This is a genomic window from Agarivorans gilvus (assembly GCF_001420915.1).
Classification (GTDB): domain Bacteria; phylum Pseudomonadota; class Gammaproteobacteria; order Enterobacterales; family Celerinatantimonadaceae; genus Agarivorans; species Agarivorans gilvus.
This window is the reverse complement of sequence record NZ_CP013021.1, coordinates 1488851-1507500: the sequence shown is the minus strand read 5'-3', so window position 1 is coordinate 1507500 and position 18650 is coordinate 1488851. Positions and strand designations below refer to the sequence as shown.

The window sequence follows — 18650 nt, the reverse complement described above, 5'->3', positions numbered from 1 at the left end:
ATGGAGCTCAGCTTCATGGTGCAGTAAACGCGAGCGCTTTATCAGCGAGCTGGCTAGGCAGCTGCAAAGACCACACATGTTTCATGTTCTCAAGCGTAAGTCTATTACCCGCAATTAATAGAACTTTATGCCTAAATTGCACCCAGCTTTTCAAGTTTATAGGCCCAAATTTTGCCCCTGATGGGAGCATAGGCGTAGCTGTTTGTGCAGAACTTTCTCTTTAAAAGTTGCTTAAAACTCAGATCCGGCAAGCAGGTGTGTTGGAGCAATAGGCGCTATTGGTATCACATTATTCTGTTCGCACTTTCGGCTCGAGTTTAGTGAATTTTCTGCTTTTAATCAGAATAAGCGCAGCATTTTTTATTCTGCTAACCGTTTTTATAAAAGCCACTTTTCATGTCGTATAGCTGAGCTTACTAGGAATTGTTGTTACTTTTTGTGTTGAATAAATAGTGAATAACTAGTCGTTAGCTCGTTATCTCAATGATTCCACTTTTTATTTACTCTAATTCCAAAAACTTGAATATAAGGCCAGGAAACGAGGGTTTTTTTCAACATTTTTGGTAATGATGTTTTTTTGATGAGTTCAATGTGTCAATTCAAAGCTTAAAGCACTTTACATCAAAGTCGCCCTATTAGAGTTTAATAATACGAAATATGACATACATGCCGAGGATTGCTCTGTCCGGGTTTGTGTGAACTGCATCACTGCTACTGGTGCCTTAGTTTACATAGCGTCGAGTCTGACGGATCAAGAGTAAAATGCGGTGGCTTTACAATACTAATATTAAGCCGACTATTTATGCATGTTATCAGTTAGGAAGATGAGTTGCTTAGTCATTAAGCTCCACAACGTTTAGGGAAGTTAACAAATGAGTAGTAAAAATTATTTTATTAGTGCAGCGCTGTTAGTCGCTTCAGGCATGGCGGTGGCTTCTACTGAAGTCATCGAAACCTCAAGTTACGCTGATATTACCGCAAAGCTTGCACAAGAGCTGAAGCAATATCCAGTAGACAAAACCTTGCTGGTATTAGATATCGACAACACAATTTTGACCAGCAGCGTCGATCTTGGTGGTGACATTTGGTACCAATGGCAGCGCGGAAAACTTGATGTAAAACCAACAGATGAGCAAAAAGTAGCTTGCCTTTTTGAAGACTCTATTGGCCTATTGTACGAACTAAACCCTCAAGTATTAACTGAAGAGTCGGTTCCTAGTCTAGTTAGTCAGTGGCAGAAAGACGGTTATACCATGTTTGCCCTTACCTCTCGTTCTCCTAAGTATCGTGCTGCAACCGAGCGAGAACTACTTAGCAAAGGTATCGATTTTGACGTAACGGCACTAGCACCACAGGGTGAAGAAACTCCGGTATATCGAGAAGTAACCAAGCGTGAACTGAGTTATTCCAAAGGTGTAATGATGACCACCGGAATGAATAAAGGCACCATGTTACAACACATCTTAGACAAAACAGGCCGCAGCTTCGATAAGATTGTATTTATTGATGACTCTGCAAAAAACATCAAGAATGTTGATGCTGCTTATAAAGATAGCAAAGACGTAGATGTAAGCCTATTCCACTACACTCGCATTGAAGAACAGCGTAAAGAAAAGTTTGGCAGCGTACTGACTCAAGCTCAAGCCGATAAGATGGCAGCAGACTGGGCGCAGCTAAACGCTACTTTGAATAGCGTTTTTCCTGCTCGTGATTCAGGTAAATGCCTCAGCGTTAATTAATAGCGCCGCTTTAGTTTTATAGAGGCGGTGGAGTAAACCGCTTCTAAATAATCCCATTTATCCCTGAAATGCTTCCTTATTCATTTAAGGAAGTAGGGTTAGTTCGTCCCATGAAGGACAATTTTATTACAGGAAGTGACTATGAAACGTACCAATTTATCTCTATTAGTATGCTCGCTACTTGCGGCCAGCAGCGTTAATGCCGTGACTCTTTATCAAGGGGAAAACGGTGACAAAGTCGATCTAGTCGGTAGCTTCGAGGTGGGCGGCTATTTCGGAAAAGACTATAACGACAATGGTGAAAGATGGGAATACGACAGCTATTACACTGACGATACTTTTATGTCTTACGGTATTCGTGTTCAAACTGGACATGTCTACTCGCACCTAGACTTGGATTTTGAACGCCAGACCTGGACTAAAGAAAATGAATTCCAGATGGTTCTAGATAAAGCCTACGTAGGTTGGCAATTCGACAATGGCGACAAACTAGAGTTTGGCCGCACCGATACTGCTTACGATCACTATGACCAAATGGGTGACTTCTCCGTTGACGGTGCAGGTGAAGTGAGAGAAGCGGGTGACCAAGACGCTACACTTAAATACCGCGGCAGCTTTAACAGCTTTAAATACGGTATCTCATATTCTACTCAGGGTTGGGATCATTACAAAACAGATTCTCGCGTGGGTGAAGTGGTTAACGGTTACTTTGGTTACTTCGGAGATAACGTAGATGTATTAGTTGCTGCCGAAACCGTTGACGAACGTGGCGATATTTATTCACTACACGCAAGAGGCTTTATTGGACCTGTACGCCTCGGTGGCTTTGTGTCTCAATATGATGCCGAAGAACGCGAAGCGGACGATACCTCTGATGCTTTATTATACGTGGCTTCGGCGGGCTATGACTTTAACGACAAACTGGCATTAAATGTCGTTTATACAAAGGTTGACGTTGATACGGAAACTCGAGAGATGGGCGATGATGGCTTCCGCTTGTGGATTGATGACTCATGGGTATCTACCGGTCTGGTTTACAACTACCGCAGCAACATCAAGATGAAAGTTGAATTTGTTACCGGCGGTGAACAAGGCAGTTACGGCTACAGCAAAGTTTATTACTGGTTCTAAGTTAGCCTAAATCTGTTGTTGAACTAACAACGTGAAGTTATTCGAGGAAGGATGCCTTGAAAGGATGCATTCTTCGAGTCATATCTCTTGCGGAGAGAAGCATGAAGAAGTTTTATTATTCTGCAATTATGGCGGCTTTATTACCAGTGGTTTCACACGCTGATATTTACATATCGGAAGTAGTGGAAGGCTCAAGTAATAACAAGGCCATCGAAATTGCAAACAATGGCAGCTCGGCTGTCACGCTGGATGGCTATAAGTTGGCCAGCGAATATCGCAATAGCTGGTATAACACATACTCACTAGACGGCATTACCATTCAGCCAAATGATGTATGGGTGATTGCCCATGGTTCAGCTAGTAACGAAGTGCTAGCGGTGGCCGACGCTACCTATAGCAGTTACATGATGCAATTTAATGGCGATGATGGTCTAGCGCTGTTGTATAACGATGAAGCCATCGACGTGGTGGGTGACTTGTTCGACATGAGCTACAACAAAGATGTCACGCTACGACGTTGTGAGCAAACACTGAGTACGGTTTATACCGAATGGCAATGGGAAGTTTTAGCAAAAGACACCTTTGATAATCTTGGTCAATATAGCGAAGCTGACGCTAGCTGCGTAGCTCCGCCAGCGCCGACTGCACCCGCTGAAGGCGAGTTTACTGTAGCAAGCATAATGGAGCTACAAGGCACCGGCAGCCGCTCTCCAGTCTTGGAAGACGGTAGCTATACCTCCGATCAAGTATACTTAGTGACTGGTATTGTTACTGCGATTCAAGCCGGGCGACTCGGTAATGATTTACCTACCGGTTACTTTATTCAAGATGCCGACGGCGATGGCAATCCATTAAGTTCAGACGGGATCTTTGTTCGCGGTGAAGTCTCTGCTTTGCTTAACAGTGGTAGTGATGCGACTCAAGCACTTGCTGTGGGTGATGAGGTACAGGTTTACGCTAAGGTAACCGAATCTTATGGTTGGACTCAATTGATCCCCGAGCAGTCTGAAGGTTTTGATTTGACCTTTGCTACCGGTAACACTGGCCAAATCACCGCTACGCCATTACGTGTTTTAGCTAGTGATGAAACCATCCAAGATACCTACGAGCGTTACGAAGGTATGCTGACTCGAATTGATCAAGAGTCTGATATTGTTATCGCCCGTACTTTTGGTTTCGACTATGGCTCGTTCCGTAATAACATGATCGCTGCTCATGGTGGTTTGTTATTCCAACCTACCCAGAAGAACGCGCCTGGTAGTGAAGGGGCTCAAGCGGTCGTTGAGAGTAATGCTCAGCGTCAATTGTATATCGAGAGCTTTGCAAAAGCGCCCAACGGTGTTGTGCCTTGGTACCCCGAATTTGGTCGTGATAGTGGTACAGGAACTAGCGATAGTTACCTACGTATTGGCGCGACTTTAGATGGCTTTGAAGGAGTATTGAGCTACTCTTACGATGCCTTCCGTTTCTTTGTGACCAATGAAGTGGATAACAGCAACTTTATCTACACTCACGTGCCAGATCGTAGTGCGTCTCCTGAAGTGGACCGTGGCGATTTAACCATTGCCACCATGAACGTATTGAACTACTTCAACTCGCCGTTTGGTGGAGACGACAACCCGCTAAATGATAATCGCGGTGCCGAAGCCTTTGATGAGTTCCAAGTACAACGTTCAAAAATTGTTGCCGCCATCTTAGGCTTAGATGCTGACATCGTCGGCTTGATGGAAATTGAGAATAACGGTTTTGATACCGATTCTGCCGTAGTAGATTTGGTTAGCGCACTGAACGAACAATTGCCAGCGGCGAAGCAATACGCCATTGCTAAGCCAAAAGACGCGAAGTTTGTTGGTTCTGACGCCATTACCAGTATGGTGATTTACCGCAAAGCTAAAGTGGGGTTAGAGAAAATCGATATTTTGGCTATGCCTCGTCAGGCGGTGCCAGAAGAAGATTACCCAGTGTATTTTGATGGGGATTACGAAGATTTCCGCCCAACTACTAAATACATGCGTGATACGCTGATTCCGACTTTCCAAATCAATGGACCAAGAGAGAAAACCTTGTCGGTAGCGGTAAACCATTTCAAATCTAAAGGCAGTACTTGTTGGGAAGATTTGCAAGGCGGTTACACCGATGACAATGGTCGCCGTATCTATAAGGTCGAAGATGCCGATCTACAAGGTAACTGTGAGGCCTTCCGTACCGCGGCTGCTGATTACTTGGGCGAGCAGCTCAAAGAATATCACGGCTACCGTATAATCATGGGTGACTTAAACGCTTATGCCACTGAAGATCCGCTATTAGTTCTAACTAACCGTGACAATGCACCTGCGGGTTACTCTGTAAAAGCGGGTCGTAATGTGAAAGTGGGACGTGAAGAGTTAACCGGTAATGGCGGTGAGGTGATTGGCCATAGCTACGGTTACATCAATATCGTACCTGAGCTACATCCAGACACCATTAGCTACTCTTACAACGAAATCGTGGGTACGCTTGACCATATCTTGATTTCGCCTGATCTACATAGCTATGTTAAAGATGCGGCAGATTGGAACATTAACTCGGCTGAGTCGACTTTGTTCCAGTACGAAGGTCAATACACTGGTGACTTACCTAAATATGCCGATCCCTTCCGCTCTTCGGACCACGATCCTGCGGTACTAAGCCTAGACATCATTGATGCTATAGACAGTAACGTAAACGCAGCGGTTGTAGGTGACTTGATTAGTTTACCTGCTACTCCAGTGGGCATGCCTTCGGCATCGACTCCGCAAGATGGCGAAAGTTACCGTGCAGTCATGGACCTCACTCAAACTGGCGTTAACTCTTTAGCAGTGGGTGATATCGTGACTTTGGTGGTTTCTGATATGAATCGCAACGGTGTGGTGACGCAATCACAGGTGGCGCATGTTCAGTTGACTGAGCAGCAAATTGCCCAAGGTTGGGTTGCTCACAGCTTTAAAGCGCCGGTGGTGGGTGACTTTGTTACAGAGACTTACTACAAAGATACACAAGTTTCTGAACAACGTTCTACTGTCGCTGAAGCCGGTAGCTACGGAGAAACCAATGGCGCTGGTTCTAGTGGCCCATGGCTGTTACTAAGCCTGTTCGGTTTATTGTTGTTCCGTCGCAGAAACGCTTAAATCAAGGATGTTGACGCAGTAAGCAGCTTGGCTGCTTACTGCTGAAAAGGAAAACTATGAATATTTATAAAATTGCATTAGTCGCTGCACCGCTATTGCTAGCAGGTTGCGGAGCAGGTTCTGATAACCAAGAGAATAAGGTTGATGGTAGCTTAATCATCAACACTGACCGTAATGGCTCTGAGTTAAGTTGGGAGATTACCAATAGCCGCTTAGAGGTAGTCGCTTCGGGTAGTGGCTATGAAAGTAGCACTCACTATGAAGTGGACTTTGGTTTCGATCCAGGTGGTTACCGCATCGATTTTAAAGATGAAGGTCTTGATGGGCTGTGTTGTTCTTACGGTGAAGGTAGCATCGAGTTTTATGTCGATGGCCAGCTGGTATTAAGCGATAACGGTGATTTCGGTGAGTTTACCGAACAGTTAAGCCAAACCTTTGTGGTGGGTGATTACCAAAATAGCTATGCAGATGAGTTAGACGGTTACTATGCTGATGCCGATTTACTCGATGGTTACTTATTAAAGACTGCATTGCATAAGATCATCAAACAAGGTCATACCGATCAAGGATATGGCGGTGCATGGGATTTCTATGCTTTGGGTGGTTCAGAAGATCAGTACTACGAGCAAGATGGTTCGATTCTAGACATCTACTCAGAAGTACCTAATGGTGAAGACCCCTATAACTACACCATTGGCGATGACCAGTGTGGCAACTACTCTGGTGAAGGTGACTGTTATAACCGTGAGCACATCATGCCACAGAGTTGGTTTGATAGTGCTTACCCAATGCGCTCTGATGTTCATCAGCTTTATGCTACCGATGGTTATGTAAATAACGCTCGTGGCAATTTGCCTTACGGCGAGGTGGATGAATCTACTGTTGATTACACTTCTGCTAACGGTTCTAAGCGTGGTTTAGGTCATGACGAGTTGGGTTACCGCCAACCGGTATTTGAACCCATCGATGAGTTTAAAGGTGATATTGCTCGCGTATTCTTCTATATGGCGACTCGCTATGAAGACGTGATTAACCCCGAGGGCACTCGCGATGACTGGTTTGAGCAAAGTGAAGAAGCTTATGGAGTATTCCAGCAAAATAGCTCTGATCAAGTGTATCGTAGCTGGGTGATTGAGTTAATGATGCGTTGGCATGAACAAGATCCAGTGAGCCAAGGAGAAATCGACCGTAACCAAAAAGCGTTTGAGTTCCAAGGTAACCGTAACCCCTTCATCGATCATCCTGAATTTGTGCAGCAAATTTGGGGCAAAGAAGGCTTTGAATCAGCTAAGTTCTACTTTAACTAAGTCGATTGTGCAGTCATTAGCTGATTCATTGTTGTGCAGTTCACTACCTTGCTTTGTTGGTAGTGATAACTTGTAAAATGGGCTGGCTTGCTCAGTCCTGATTTTTCCCTGTTTGAAATGGGCATCGGCGTATCGTCAATGCCCTTTTTTTATTTAATTAGCCTGCTGATTTCTTTAGTTTCACTCCCCACAATAACGACTCCCCTAAAGAGCAATGCTTAGTCGTGCTAGGTGACAAAGCGCTATTGCTGAGCGTGTTAAAGATAGCCAGATAAAACCTTTAGTCTTACGGCTTTACTGCTTAGTTACAAAGCATTGAGGCCAAGCCAGTTGACCTCATTTTAAAGCAAGTATTAACGGTTGCCTCTTACCCAAGGGCTTACTTGTTGTTGGTAAAACTGTGCCAGTTTGGCATGTAATTCAGGGCTCAATGGGGCTAACTCGGCATGGGCGGCATTTTGCTGAATTTGCTCGGGCTTACTGGCTCCGGCAATGATGCTGGTAACGGCGCTTTGATCAAGTAACCAGCGGATCGCCGCCTGCGCTAGGCTTAAGGATTCAGGCAGTATTTCACGAAGTTCATCTACTAAGTCCAGGGCTTTATCTAGCGGAATGCCAGCGAAGGTTTCGCCCACGTGAAAGGCGGCACCGTCACGGTTATAGTGGCGGTGGTCGGTTTCGGCGAATTGACGTTGACGGGTAACAGCGCCACTGAGCAGACCACTGGCATAAGGCAGGCGAACAATTATCCCCACTTGCTTGTCAGCTGCTTGCTGCAGTACTTGCTCTAGCGCGTCTTGTCTAAAGATATTAATAATCAGCTGTAGGCTGGTCAGTTGCGGGTCGGTTAAGCAAAGCTTAGCTTCATCCATCGACTCCACACTGGCGCCGTAATGTTTAATCAGACCCTGTTGCTGGAAGTCTTGCAACCAAGTAAATATTTCACCATCTTGCATCACTGGGTAGGGGATGCAGTGTAATTGAATGAGATCCAAGGCATCGGTTTGGAGTCGCTTAAGGCTGCCCTCAATACCCTTTAATAAACCTTGTTTGCTGTATTTATCCGGGAATAAACTGCCATCGCGGCCAATTTTGGTGGCGATGGTAATATCCTGATGTTGTTGATAAAACTCGCCCAGTACACTCTCGCTCAAACCCGCGCCGTAGACATCGGCGGTATCATAAAAACGTACTCCACTGTCGTAAGCAGCACTTAATATTGCCAGTGATTGCTGTTTGCTAATGGGGCCAAAGTCGCCACCAAGCTGCCAACAGCCTAAGCCTATTTCAGTAAGCGCTAAGCCACTTTTACCTAAGATTCGATTTTTCATTGTTTGTTGATTCCATATTTACTGTCTATTTAGTTAAGTTTACTCATTTTATGTTGTTTGATAATTCATTATTATTGGAATTATTGTTCATAAATTTGGATTAATATGTATAGCGGTGTGGTTGATTTTGTCACGGTAGTCGAGAGCGGCAGTTTTACCGCGGCTGCAGATAAATTAGGCGGTTCTAAAGCTAGCATTAGTCAACGGGTAAGTGACTTAGAAGCGCGGTTGGGGGTGCAGTTGTTATATCGCTCAACCCGCAAGCTGCGCTTAACGGAGGCCGGTGAGGGCTACTATCATAGTTGCCGACAAAGTTTGGAGTTATTAGAAGAAGCCAACCTAAGCGCCCAGCAGCAGCAACATCATCTGCAAGGCAAGGTGGTGATTAACTCCCAAGGTGGGATTTTTGCCGAGCAGTGGTTGGCTCCTGCCTTGTTGGCCTTTCGCCAGCAGTATCCCAAGATTGATATTGAATTGGATCTGTCTTCGCAGCGGGAAGATCTATTGGCCGCGCCGTTTGACCTAGTGCTGCGTATGGGAGCCTTGCCTGATTCTAGTTTGCAAGTGCGGGTATTAAGTCAGCTACATACCCATGTGGTGGCTAGCCCTGAATATTTGCAACAACACGGGGTGCCAAAGCACCCGAAGAGCTTAAAGCACATCCTTGTATTTGTGGAACGGTGTCACATTGGCCCTTTGTTAAACAGCAGCAACGTTTAACGGTAGCGGTAAAAGGGCCTTTCTCTTGCCCTAATGGTCATGTGTTAAAACAAGCCGCCTTACAAGGGTTGGGGTTTATTCGTAGCCACGATATGTATCTTCGCGATGCACTGGCCGACGGCAGTCTGCAAGCGGTGTTACAAGACTGGCAAGAAAGTAGCCAGCCTTTATGGATGGTATTCCCGCCCGCTCGTTTTCGTTCTAAACGAGTGAGTGCGCTAGCCGATTGGCTGGTCAACTATGCGCAGCAGCATCCCATTTAGCTTGCCGATGCGCTCGGATAGATGCCCGCTAAGAAAGCAGCCAGTCAATGCGGTTTCATGGATGGTATTTCCACCGGCTCGTTTTCGGCTCTTCTGTTAACGAGTCAGTGCGCTAGCCGATTGGTTGGTTAACTATGCGCAGCAAAACCCAATCTAGTTTGGTGTTTATAAGCAAGAAAGCAACCAGCTCTTGCGGCTCTGGTAAGTATGTTATTTCCACCGGCTCGATTTCGGCTCTTCTGTTAACGAGTCAGTGCGCTGGCCGATTGCTCGGTTAACTCTACTCAGTAATGGCCTATTTGGGCTGGTTTTTGTTGGCTTTTACTTTACTATGTGCGCTCATTCGTCAGGCTGCCAAGCAGCATCAAGGAGACCCATATGGCAGAGCGCCAAGTCAAATTAGCTGCTGAGTATCAAGAGGCTACGGCCCGCTGGGTGAAAGACTTTGTCGTTGAATACAATATTTGCCCTTTTGCTAAGCGAGAGCTGGAGCGTGGCTCTATTTATTATCAGGTAGTGATGGGCACGCAACCTGAGGCTTTATTGCAAAGTTTACTGCTAGAGTGTTTGCGTCTTGATGAACACGCTGAAATTGAAACCAGCCTAGTTATTTTGCCTGAGCTAGAAGACTTTGAAGACTATCTTGATGTGCTCGACTGGGCAGAGCAGTTATTGCAACAGCAGGGCTACGAGGGCGTCTATCAACTGGCAAGTTTTCATCCTAACTACTGCTTTGCGGGGGCCTCGCCGAATGATGTCAGCAATTACACCAATCGAGCGCCTTATGCCACCTTACACTTAATTCGTGAGCAAACCATTAGTCGTTTAACTGCCTTGCATCCCGATCCTGAGTCTATTCCTGAGCGCAACATCGCACTTACTGAAAAATTGGGAATTAGCTCACTGAAACAACTATTGGCCGCCTGCAAAGGCTAGTTGAGCGCAAAGCTTTGCAAGTGGTCAAAGAAATTGTGTGAGTTAATTCCTATGCTTAGAGAGATATCATTAAGGAGTTGCTATGTCTTTAAGCATTACTGCGGCGGAGAAGGCCATTTTAGCGGATTTAAGTATCCCACCACGCCCTCAAGTGTTGTTAACCATTACTCAAGAAACCAAGAAGGCCGAGCCCAATGTAGCGGTGATTGCCGAAGCCATCGCTAGTGATGTGGGAATTTCCGGTGCAGTTTTGCAGGTGGTGAACTCGGCAGCTTTTCGTCGACTTAATGAAATCAAGTCGATTCATCAGGCGGTAATGACCCTAGGTATTAATCGTGTTTTTCCGATTGTTAAAGCGGTAGCCCTAAAAAGCGCCATGCCAGCTTCCAAAGTGTTGGATGCCTTTTGGCTTGAGGCCAATCTCCTCGCCGGTTGCGCTGCGGCCACCGCCGAAGAACTCGGTTACGAAAGCGCCAAAGACAACGCGTATATGCTGGGTTTATTTCACCAAGCGGGTGTTCCTGCCTTGTTACAGGCTTTTCCCGAGTATGAAAAGCAGTTGGCTGAAGCTAATAACATGGGCTGGGCGGCTTTAGCCGAATATGAGCGCCGAGAATATGGTACCAGTCATGCAACGGTGGCGGCGTTGATTGCTCAACAATGGAGTTTGCCAAAGGTCATGGTAGAAGCCATTTATTATCAACATGATAGTGCCGGATTATTTCAGGGAGAAGAGTTAAGTGCCTCGTCTTTGCTGATGTTGGCAATACTTAAAATTGCGCGAATTGTGGCTTATCGTAAGTTGGGAGTGAGTAGTGAGGAAGAGGCTTGGCAAGACAATTATGATGGTCTGTTAAACTTTTTAAATTATGAAGATCAACAGTTAGAAGATGTATTAAACGCTGTGGCTGAGGCGCAAAGCCCTGCTTAGAGTAGCAAGAGGGCTGGCCCAGGCCAGCCCTTATTTTTAGAATTTATAAGCTAAATCCACACCCCAGTTTCTTCCGGGTTGGCTGTAACGGTCTAAGCCCAAATCGTCAGCAGCATGGCCGTCCAATTCGGTGTAGCTCCAGTATTTTTGGTCCAGAGCATTAAACAAGCCTGCGCGTAGGGTTAAATCCTGTAACGGCTGGTAGTAAGCGGTCAGGTCTAATAAAGCATGGCCAGGAGCTGGGGCATTGTCTTGATTGGCCCAATCATCCGCTTTCTTCGCTGCCACCATGGTCAAGTTGATCACGCCGCCCCACAGTTGCTCGGGGTGATCGTAACCCAATCCCCATACAGCAGTCAGCGGCGCTACCGAATCTAAGCTACTGCCATCTTGTTTATTTTTACCTTGGGCGTAGGCCATGCTAAAGCGGCTGTAGCTGCCTTTAGGTGCTCCTAGCGCGTCGTCTAACCAGTATTTAGCTTTAAATTCAACGCCATAGATTTCGGCTTCACCAATGTTTTCATTAATGGTAATTCCGGCTGGGTAAGCGGGGTCACTATAGTCGGTCACCGATTGAATAAAGTTGGTGTAATCATTAAAGAAGCCGACTAACTCCATGCTGGAGTATGGAGTATTGGTTCGCAAACCCATTTCGTAGCTTTGGCTTTCTTCTGGCTTCAGCTCTGGGTTAGGCAGGGTGGCATAGCCGTGGCCAGCGTTGTCAAAGGCATAATAAAGTTCGTCAATGGTAGGGGCTCTGAAGCCTTCACTGTATTGCGCGAAGCTGCTGAATTGCTGATTCCAGTGATAAACCACACCCAAACGTTTGGTCAGTGCATCGCTAGAGTGCTCGGTAAAGCCGCTGCTGGCATCTGGCGTGGCTGTGTAGTCGTCGTAACGCAGGCCCGCGGTGAGCACTAAACGCTCATCCATTAGGTACATGTGGTCTTGAATAAAGAAGCCACGTTTCTCTGATTCGGCCTTGGGAACCTCCGGTGAGCCCGCTTCTACGGTACCGCGATCATAGTAATAAGTACGGTAATCTAATTCAAAGTCGTTATTAATAGCGCTTAGGCCGTAACTTAGTTCGTGACTGCCATGGTTAAACTCTAGCAATTTGTCGAACTGCATATCAAATTGTACAGACTGGTCCTCGCCATTACGTTCACGGTTACGGCTGCCGTAGATTCCCGTAGTGTCTAGGCTGTTATGCTCGGAACGGCTTTGTTGATGGCTAAGTTGCCAGAACAGCTGATCAAAGGCGGCGTTGTTGGCTGTCCAGGTATGGTTAAAGCCAATGCGGCTGCGTTCATCTTGGTCTTCGCCTGTCACATTGGTATAGGTGAAACCGGGCATCACCGTATAACCTTCGTTACTTAAGATCTGTACCTCTGACTCGCGCTTAAACAGCTCGCCGACCAAGCCAAACTTATGGGCGTTATTGAGTTGGTAATTCAGCTTCACCAATAAGTTGTGTGAGTCAAAGTCAAGGGGGTTGGCACGACCACGGCTACGGCCATTAATGTCGGCACCAGAAGAATGGGTCTTGGTTTCGCTGCCGTCTCGGTAGGTATAAATGGCTAGGGCTTCCCAAGCTTGGTAGCGTTTAGCTAGCTCTAAAGTGGTTTTGTAAGCTTCGTTAGCACTGGCGTAACCGGCTTTAATTGTCACATGGCCACTATCGCCTTCGTCCAAAACATCGGCTGGGTTCTTGGTGCGTAACAAGATGGCGCCACCTAGGGCGTCACTACCGTATAGGCTTGAAGCCGGGCCTTTGTTGATTTCTATGGCGCTCAGAGTATCAACTTCATAGGTATTTGGTCCCTTGTTCATCACATCGCCACCGGGGTTATAGGCGGTGGGTTGCTCAATACCGTCTACTATCAACTTAATCCGGTTACCGTCTAAGCCGCGAATGTTGAAACCGCTGGTGCCGTAGCGGCCTTGGCCGGTGGCCGTTACACCGGGTTCATAACGAACCGCTTCACTGAGGCTATCGGCTAGCTGCTGTTCCAGTTGTTCGGCGTGCACCGCGCTAACGCTAGCGGATACATCTTTAATGCTTTGCTCGGTTCGAGTCGCTGATACCACTACTTCGTCAAATAGAGTGGCGTTAGTTTCTGCATGGGCCAAAGGGCTGAGGCTAATCATGACGGCGTTGGCTATGAGTGTGCGCTTGAGTATTTTCATGGTAATCAGGCTTAATCCTTATCCTGTAAATATCGACAAGCCCTTACTATATACAATACGAATGAGAATTAAAATCATTTGTATTTAATGATTGTTGGTTTTTGCTTTATAATAATACAGTTAATAAAACGGCGAAGCCGATGGACTTGCTTTGTATAAGCTTTTAGGGCGAGAGCTAGACGGCTCTTGGTCTACTTTAGCCCGTTTAATAGCAGCTCGGAGTTAAGCCGAGCAATAAGCTCATGGTGGTGCTTATTGGTGGGTGAGTTGAGTGGGCGTAGCACCGGTTGCGGTGAAGGTCAGGTTTATGAATTAACCAGAGTTGCGGCGCGACTTGCCACTTTGACGCTGCTTCAAAGTGGCAAGTGGGTTAAAGGGCCTTAGCGGCCTTGCTTGGAACCGCGCACTAACATGAGTACGAAGTAACTGCCGCCTAATACCGAGGCTATGGTGCCAGCGGGCATTTGCATTGGAAATAACATCACTCGGCCCAACCAATCAGAAAGCAGAATTAATAAGGCACCAAGCGCGCAGGCTACCAATAATTGCGGAGCTGCTTTGCGAGCACCCAGCATTACCGCCATATGCGGTGCCAATAAGCCAACAAATGCCAGTGGCCCAATTACTGCGGTGACCACCGCACACAATAGCGCAACGACTAGCAGTAGTATTAGGCGCGCCTTATTGATGTTGAGACCGCGGGCGAGTGCAATATCATCGCCAGCAGAGATCAGGGTTAACCAGCGATTCAGTGCAAGGCTAATCGACGCTAATAGTGTTACCACAACCAATAATAGGACGACTTTGGCTGGCTCTACTCGATAGGTGGTGCCGGATAACCAGCCGAGTATGCTGTATACCTCATCGCTGCCCTTGGCCATGGCAAAGGCAACGAGTGCGTCTATTAGTGCCGCTAAAGCAATACCGATCAACACGACCATAGAAGGAGCGAACTGGTGTTTTCGCCCCAGTATTAATAACAGTGCTAATACTGCGCTGCTACCCAAAAAAGCCACTAGTGAGCCCACTTCAAAAATAGAGGCGCCGGTAAATAGGGTGGTGAGTACCAAGGCAAATGTGGCCCCTGCTGACATGCCTAGTATGTCGGGGCTCGCCAACGGGTTGCGGATCAGGCGCTGCAATATTACCCCGGCTATTGCCATAGCGGCACCACCTGCCAGTGCTGCAAATACCCGTGGCCAGCGCAGTTCCCAAGTTAGCGAGTTGCTTAGGTCAAACTGCCAACCGTGCAACGATGGTGCTAAAAATAAGGCGACAAATAACATGGCTAGTAGCAGCAGTGCTAATAGGTAAGGCAGGCCTTTACTCAGCGTTTGAGCGCCCTTGGGCAGCTCTAGGCTTTGTTGATCTTTAGCGCCTAATTTACCGCGGCTAAACCAAATTAAGGCGGGAGCACCAATTAATGCGGCAGCGGTGCCGCTGGGGATCATATTGGCGCTGTAGTTACTGGCCAGCAAGGCTAGCATGTCGGTGAGCAGTAATAATAAGCCACCGAGTAGGGCGCTGAAGGCAAGTTGGTCTCTGGCGCTTCTGGCGCCAAGGCTACGCACAATGTTGGGAGCGAGTAGGCCAATAAACCCTATCACCCCAACCGCAGTAATGGCACAGGCTAGCGCCCATATCCCCAGACTCAATAAAATGAGCATGGTGGGCAGCAGGCTTAAGCCGCGTGCCGCTGCGCCTTGCTCGCCTAGTCGTAATAGGGTCAGTGGGCGTGGAGCGAGAATAAATAGCGCAGGAATCACCCATAATTTGGGCAGTAACCAGTGCACCCAAGACCAGTCGGTTTGGCTTAAATCTCCTGCTCCCCAAATAAACAGGTTTTTGGCATATTGATCATGAGTCATCACAATGGCGGTAGCAATGGCGCCTAATAACAGGTTAATTGCTAAGCCTGAAAGAATAATCGGCAAGCCGCCTAAACCTTGGCGACCAGCAATAACCATCACCAAAGCCGTTGCCAGCATGGCTCCTGCCATGGCAAACCAATGGTCGTAGCTGCCAATGGCGCTGGGTAACCAAACACTGAGACAAACCAAAGCGAGCCAAGCGCCAGAAGATGCCCCGAGAGTCATCGGCGATAACAACCTGTTTTGGGTTAGTTGCTGAAGCAGGCTACCTACTAGACCGAGTACTGCGCCTACCATTAACGCCAAACAAAGTCGCGGTAGGGTAACGTGTAAAAACAGTACCTCAACAAACTCTTCGGCTTGGCCGTAGGTGAGCAAGCTAAATTGCTTGGCTAAGCTGGGCGTTTCACCGAGTTGTAGGTACAGCAGTATGCTTAGCAGTAGAGCAATACTAGCTAGCCCATAACGGCGGACTAGCGATGCCGCATAATGATTAGTCATGGCTTTCTATAGTTAACAGACTGGCAGTCAGGGCTTGGGCCAGATAGAGAACCGAATGCACGCCGCCATAACTCCAAGCGGATTGCATAGTGGTGTAGTGGCCTTTTTTAACAAAAGGCATGGCCTGCCACAGTGGTGATTTATTCAGTTGTTCGGAAAAAGCAAAGGGCTCGATGTTGACCACGATGCCGTCTTTTACCTTGGCAAGCTCGGTGATCTTCTTCTGGGTAATACCCCATTGTGAGGCTTTTTGTGGCAATGCCGATTGTAAGCCGAGTCGTTTAGCCGCTGCCTGCGACATCGAATTATCACCATAAACAATCACCGTGGCGGGGTTGTTAAAACGAATGGTGGTGACTTCAGGCAGTTGCCCGGAGAAGTGCTGCTGTAACTGAGCGGCCAAATTCTCTAACTCTTGTTCTAAGTGTTGTAGGCGCTGCTGGGCGTAGTCTTGTTTATCCAACAGTTTTGCCAGGCTGAGATAGATCTCGCGTGACTTAAGGTAGTTATCTTGCTTGGCATTAAACGAGTCGTAAAACAGGGTAGGGGCAATTTTTTGCAAGCGCGGCAGCATATCTTGCTGCATGCTGCTAAGCAAAATTAGGTCTGGCTTAAGCTCTTGAATGATCTCAAGATTGGGTTCGGTGCGAGTGCCCACATCGGTGACTCCCACTGGGATTGCCGGTTTCACCACCCAGCTTTGGTAGCCAGCTATATCGGCAATGCCCACCGGAGTGATCCCCAGTTCAATCAGGTTTTCTGCCATTGACCAATTTAGTGCGACGACGCGAGTGGGTGTTTGCTCAAAGTGATGAGTTTGCAGGTCATCTTCAATGCTGATAGACCAAGCCAAGCTGGATTTTAACAGGCTGAATAGCAGTAAGGCTTTAATCATATTCCAGCTGGTGGGGGCTTTTAGTAAGTTCATGGAGTTCCTTAGAGGCCGGCCACGGCGGCAACGGGCAGGGATTGGCTAGGCTGAGTGATTAAATCGAAATTGAGTCCGTAAACCTGTTTTAGGGTGTCGCTTTGCAGCAATGCCTCGGCGCTGCCATCAAAGCAAATTTTACCTTGTTTCAGGGCGATAATGCGGTCGGCAAAACGGCAGGCCAGATTCACGTCATGCAAAATCACAATAATGCCGCGTTGCTGCTGTTGGTTGAGTCGGCCCAGGAGCGTCATCAACTCATATTGATGTGCCAAATCCAGTGCCGAGGTGGGCTCGTCGAGTAATAACAGCGGAGCCTGTTGGGCTAGCAGCATGGCTATCCAGGCTCGTTGGCGTTCCCCTCCAGAGAGTTGATCGGCGAGATGCTGGGCATAATGACTGACATTGGTATCGCTCATGGCTTGCTCTACCGCGAGCTGATCTTGTTTTCTCCAGCGCCCTAGCGTGCCACGCCATGGAAAGCGCCCCAGCCGTACCAGTTCGGTTACGCTAAGTCCTGCTACGTCGGGTAAACGTTGCGGTAAGTAAGCCAGTTGTTGGGCTAGTTGGCGTTGTGAGAAGCGGCTTAAGGCTTGCTCATTAAGGCTAATGGTTCCGCTGCTGGGCGCCTGTTGGCGCGCCAATAGCTTCATCAGCGTCGATTTACCCGAGCCGTTATGACCCAGAATCACGGTGATTTGCTGAGCCGATAGACTCAGCTGATCAATTTCTAACACCGTGGAGTGCTGATGGCGCACTGCCACATTTTGTAGTGTTAACTTAGCGTCTTGGGGGCGGGTAGCCTTCGCGGAAGAGCCCTTGGAAGAGCTGTTAGAGGAGATTAACATTGCTGTAGTTCTTGTTGGTGCAGAGCAAGCTGTTGGGCAAGCTCGGTTCGGTTTAATTTGGGACAAGCCAAACAGTAGTCACCATCTTGGCGTAGATGATGTTGACAGCAGGCCGAGGGCTTAGCCAAGGTTTTACTGCTTTGTGGGCCCAGTTCTAATTCGAAAAAAGGCGATTTACTGCTCAGTTGCAGTTGTTGATACCACGGTAGTAACAGTTGATTTAGAGACTCTCCTTTAAGGGGGCAGCGGTGTTCGGCTATCAACAGCATGAAGCGCGCCAGTTGGTCTTTCACTAGGCGCATCGCCACCGCTTCACGTAGGTTTGCTAAGCCTTGTAGCCGATGAAAATAGTCTGCCAATAACTGTTTCAATGACTGGCAAGTGCTAGCCAGCGTCTTCGCATGGCTTTGCTGTAACGCGCTTAAGTGTAGGTTTTTGTAACCACTCACCACCCCGGTTTGAGGGTTAAAGCCTTGCACCAATTGGCTAAAATCGAGGCTACGCTGCGCAGCATAAACGCCAATTAAACTCAAGCTGACTGCTTGCCAGCTGAGCATGGTCCACGTTCGGGTCACCCAATAACGCTCGCCTGCCTCAGGTTGTTGCCGTTGCCAAAATTGATATAAGCGCTCAAGCCCTTGGCTGCTATCAGCTAAGCTGATCTCCGCCGCTGCGGGCTTGTCACTTATATCGCTTAGTGCCGGGTGAACTGCCGAGGCGAGCACGGCAAAAGGCTCGCTGCTTTTGCAAGCAGCGAGCAATTGTTGGCTAAGCAAGTCGCTGTTGGTCTCAAGCGGCTTTGGCATAA

The 18650-nt window shown here is 47.5% G+C and carries 12 protein-coding genes and 1 pseudogene; 7 read left to right on the top strand and 6 right to left on the bottom strand.

Going from position 1 to position 18650, the window contains the following annotated elements; genetic code table 11:
* Nucleotides 1-872: 872 nt before the first annotated feature.
* From AR383_RS07080 to AR383_RS07065, 4 genes are all read left to right on the top strand, one after another.
* Nucleotides 873-1739, top strand: coding sequence for a DUF2608 domain-containing protein (locus AR383_RS07080; RefSeq protein WP_083481527.1), 867 nt, complete (start codon nucleotides 873-875; stop codon nucleotides 1737-1739).
* Between the two features lie 141 nt (nucleotides 1740-1880).
* Nucleotides 1881-2870, top strand: a complete 990-nt coding sequence (locus AR383_RS07075; RefSeq protein WP_055732503.1) for a porin family protein — start codon at nucleotides 1881-1883, stop codon at nucleotides 2868-2870.
* Nucleotides 2871-2971: 101 nt separating this feature from the next.
* A complete protein-coding gene (locus tag AR383_RS07070) occupies nucleotides 2972-6016 on the top strand; it encodes an ExeM/NucH family extracellular endonuclease (protein ID WP_055732502.1) in 3045 nt (1014 codons plus the stop codon).
* Between the two features lie 56 nt (nucleotides 6017-6072).
* Nucleotides 6073-7323: an HNH endonuclease signature motif containing protein gene (locus AR383_RS07065; protein ID WP_055732501.1), complete on the top strand. Its 1251-nt coding sequence runs from the start codon at nucleotides 6073-6075 to the stop codon at nucleotides 7321-7323.
* 353 nt (nucleotides 7324-7676) lie between these two features.
* Here AR383_RS07065 and AR383_RS07060 read toward each other — a convergent pair whose 3' ends face one another.
* Nucleotides 7677-8654, bottom strand: coding sequence for an aldo/keto reductase (locus AR383_RS07060; RefSeq protein WP_055732500.1), 978 nt, complete (start codon nucleotides 8652-8654; stop codon nucleotides 7677-7679).
* A 105-nt stretch (nucleotides 8655-8759) separates the two neighbouring features.
* Between AR383_RS07060 and AR383_RS07055 the strand changes: the two are divergent.
* The 3 genes and pseudogenes from AR383_RS07055 (at nucleotide 8760) to AR383_RS07040 (ending at nucleotide 11504) form a co-directional block, all read left to right on the top strand.
* Nucleotides 8760-9637 (top strand): annotated as a pseudogene (locus AR383_RS07055) (LysR substrate-binding domain-containing protein).
* A 378-nt stretch (nucleotides 9638-10015) separates the two neighbouring features.
* A complete protein-coding gene (locus tag AR383_RS07045) occupies nucleotides 10016-10573 on the top strand; it encodes a DUF1415 domain-containing protein (protein WP_055732497.1) in 558 nt (185 codons plus the stop codon).
* A gap of 82 nt (nucleotides 10574-10655) precedes the next feature.
* Nucleotides 10656-11504: an HDOD domain-containing protein gene (locus tag AR383_RS07040; protein ID WP_055732496.1), complete on the top strand. Its 849-nt coding sequence runs from the start codon at nucleotides 10656-10658 to the stop codon at nucleotides 11502-11504.
* A gap of 36 nt (nucleotides 11505-11540) precedes the next feature.
* On the opposite strand, the gene AR383_RS07035 is transcribed toward AR383_RS07040, so the two are convergent.
* The 5 genes from AR383_RS07035 to AR383_RS07015 all read right to left on the bottom strand — a co-directional run bounded on the left by AR383_RS07035 (nucleotide 11541) and on the right by AR383_RS07015 (nucleotide 18648).
* A complete protein-coding gene (locus AR383_RS07035) occupies nucleotides 11541-13694 on the bottom strand; it encodes a TonB-dependent hemoglobin/transferrin/lactoferrin family receptor (protein ID WP_055732495.1) in 2154 nt (717 codons plus the stop codon).
* Nucleotides 13695-14074: 380 nt separating this feature from the next.
* Nucleotides 14075-16066, bottom strand: a complete 1992-nt coding sequence (gene fhuB, locus AR383_RS07030; protein ID WP_055732494.1) for a Fe(3+)-hydroxamate ABC transporter permease FhuB — start codon at nucleotides 16064-16066, stop codon at nucleotides 14075-14077.
* The gene (locus AR383_RS07025) at nucleotides 16059-16994 is read right to left on the bottom strand and encodes an ABC transporter substrate-binding protein (protein WP_055732493.1); all 936 of its coding nucleotides are present in this window, start codon (nucleotides 16992-16994) and stop codon (nucleotides 16059-16061) included. The genes fhuB and AR383_RS07025 overlap by 8 nt, the downstream gene beginning before the upstream one ends.
* A gap of 8 nt (nucleotides 16995-17002) precedes the next feature.
* Nucleotides 17003-17842: an ABC transporter ATP-binding protein gene (locus tag AR383_RS07020; RefSeq protein ID WP_083481525.1), complete on the bottom strand. Its 840-nt coding sequence runs from the start codon at nucleotides 17840-17842 to the stop codon at nucleotides 17003-17005.
* Nucleotides 17836-18648 (bottom strand): siderophore ferric iron reductase, encoded by an 813-nt coding sequence (locus AR383_RS07015; protein WP_055732492.1) that lies wholly within the window; start codon nucleotides 18646-18648, stop codon nucleotides 17836-17838. The genes AR383_RS07020 and AR383_RS07015 overlap by 7 nt, the downstream gene beginning before the upstream one ends.
* Nucleotides 18649-18650 lie beyond the last annotated feature (2 nt).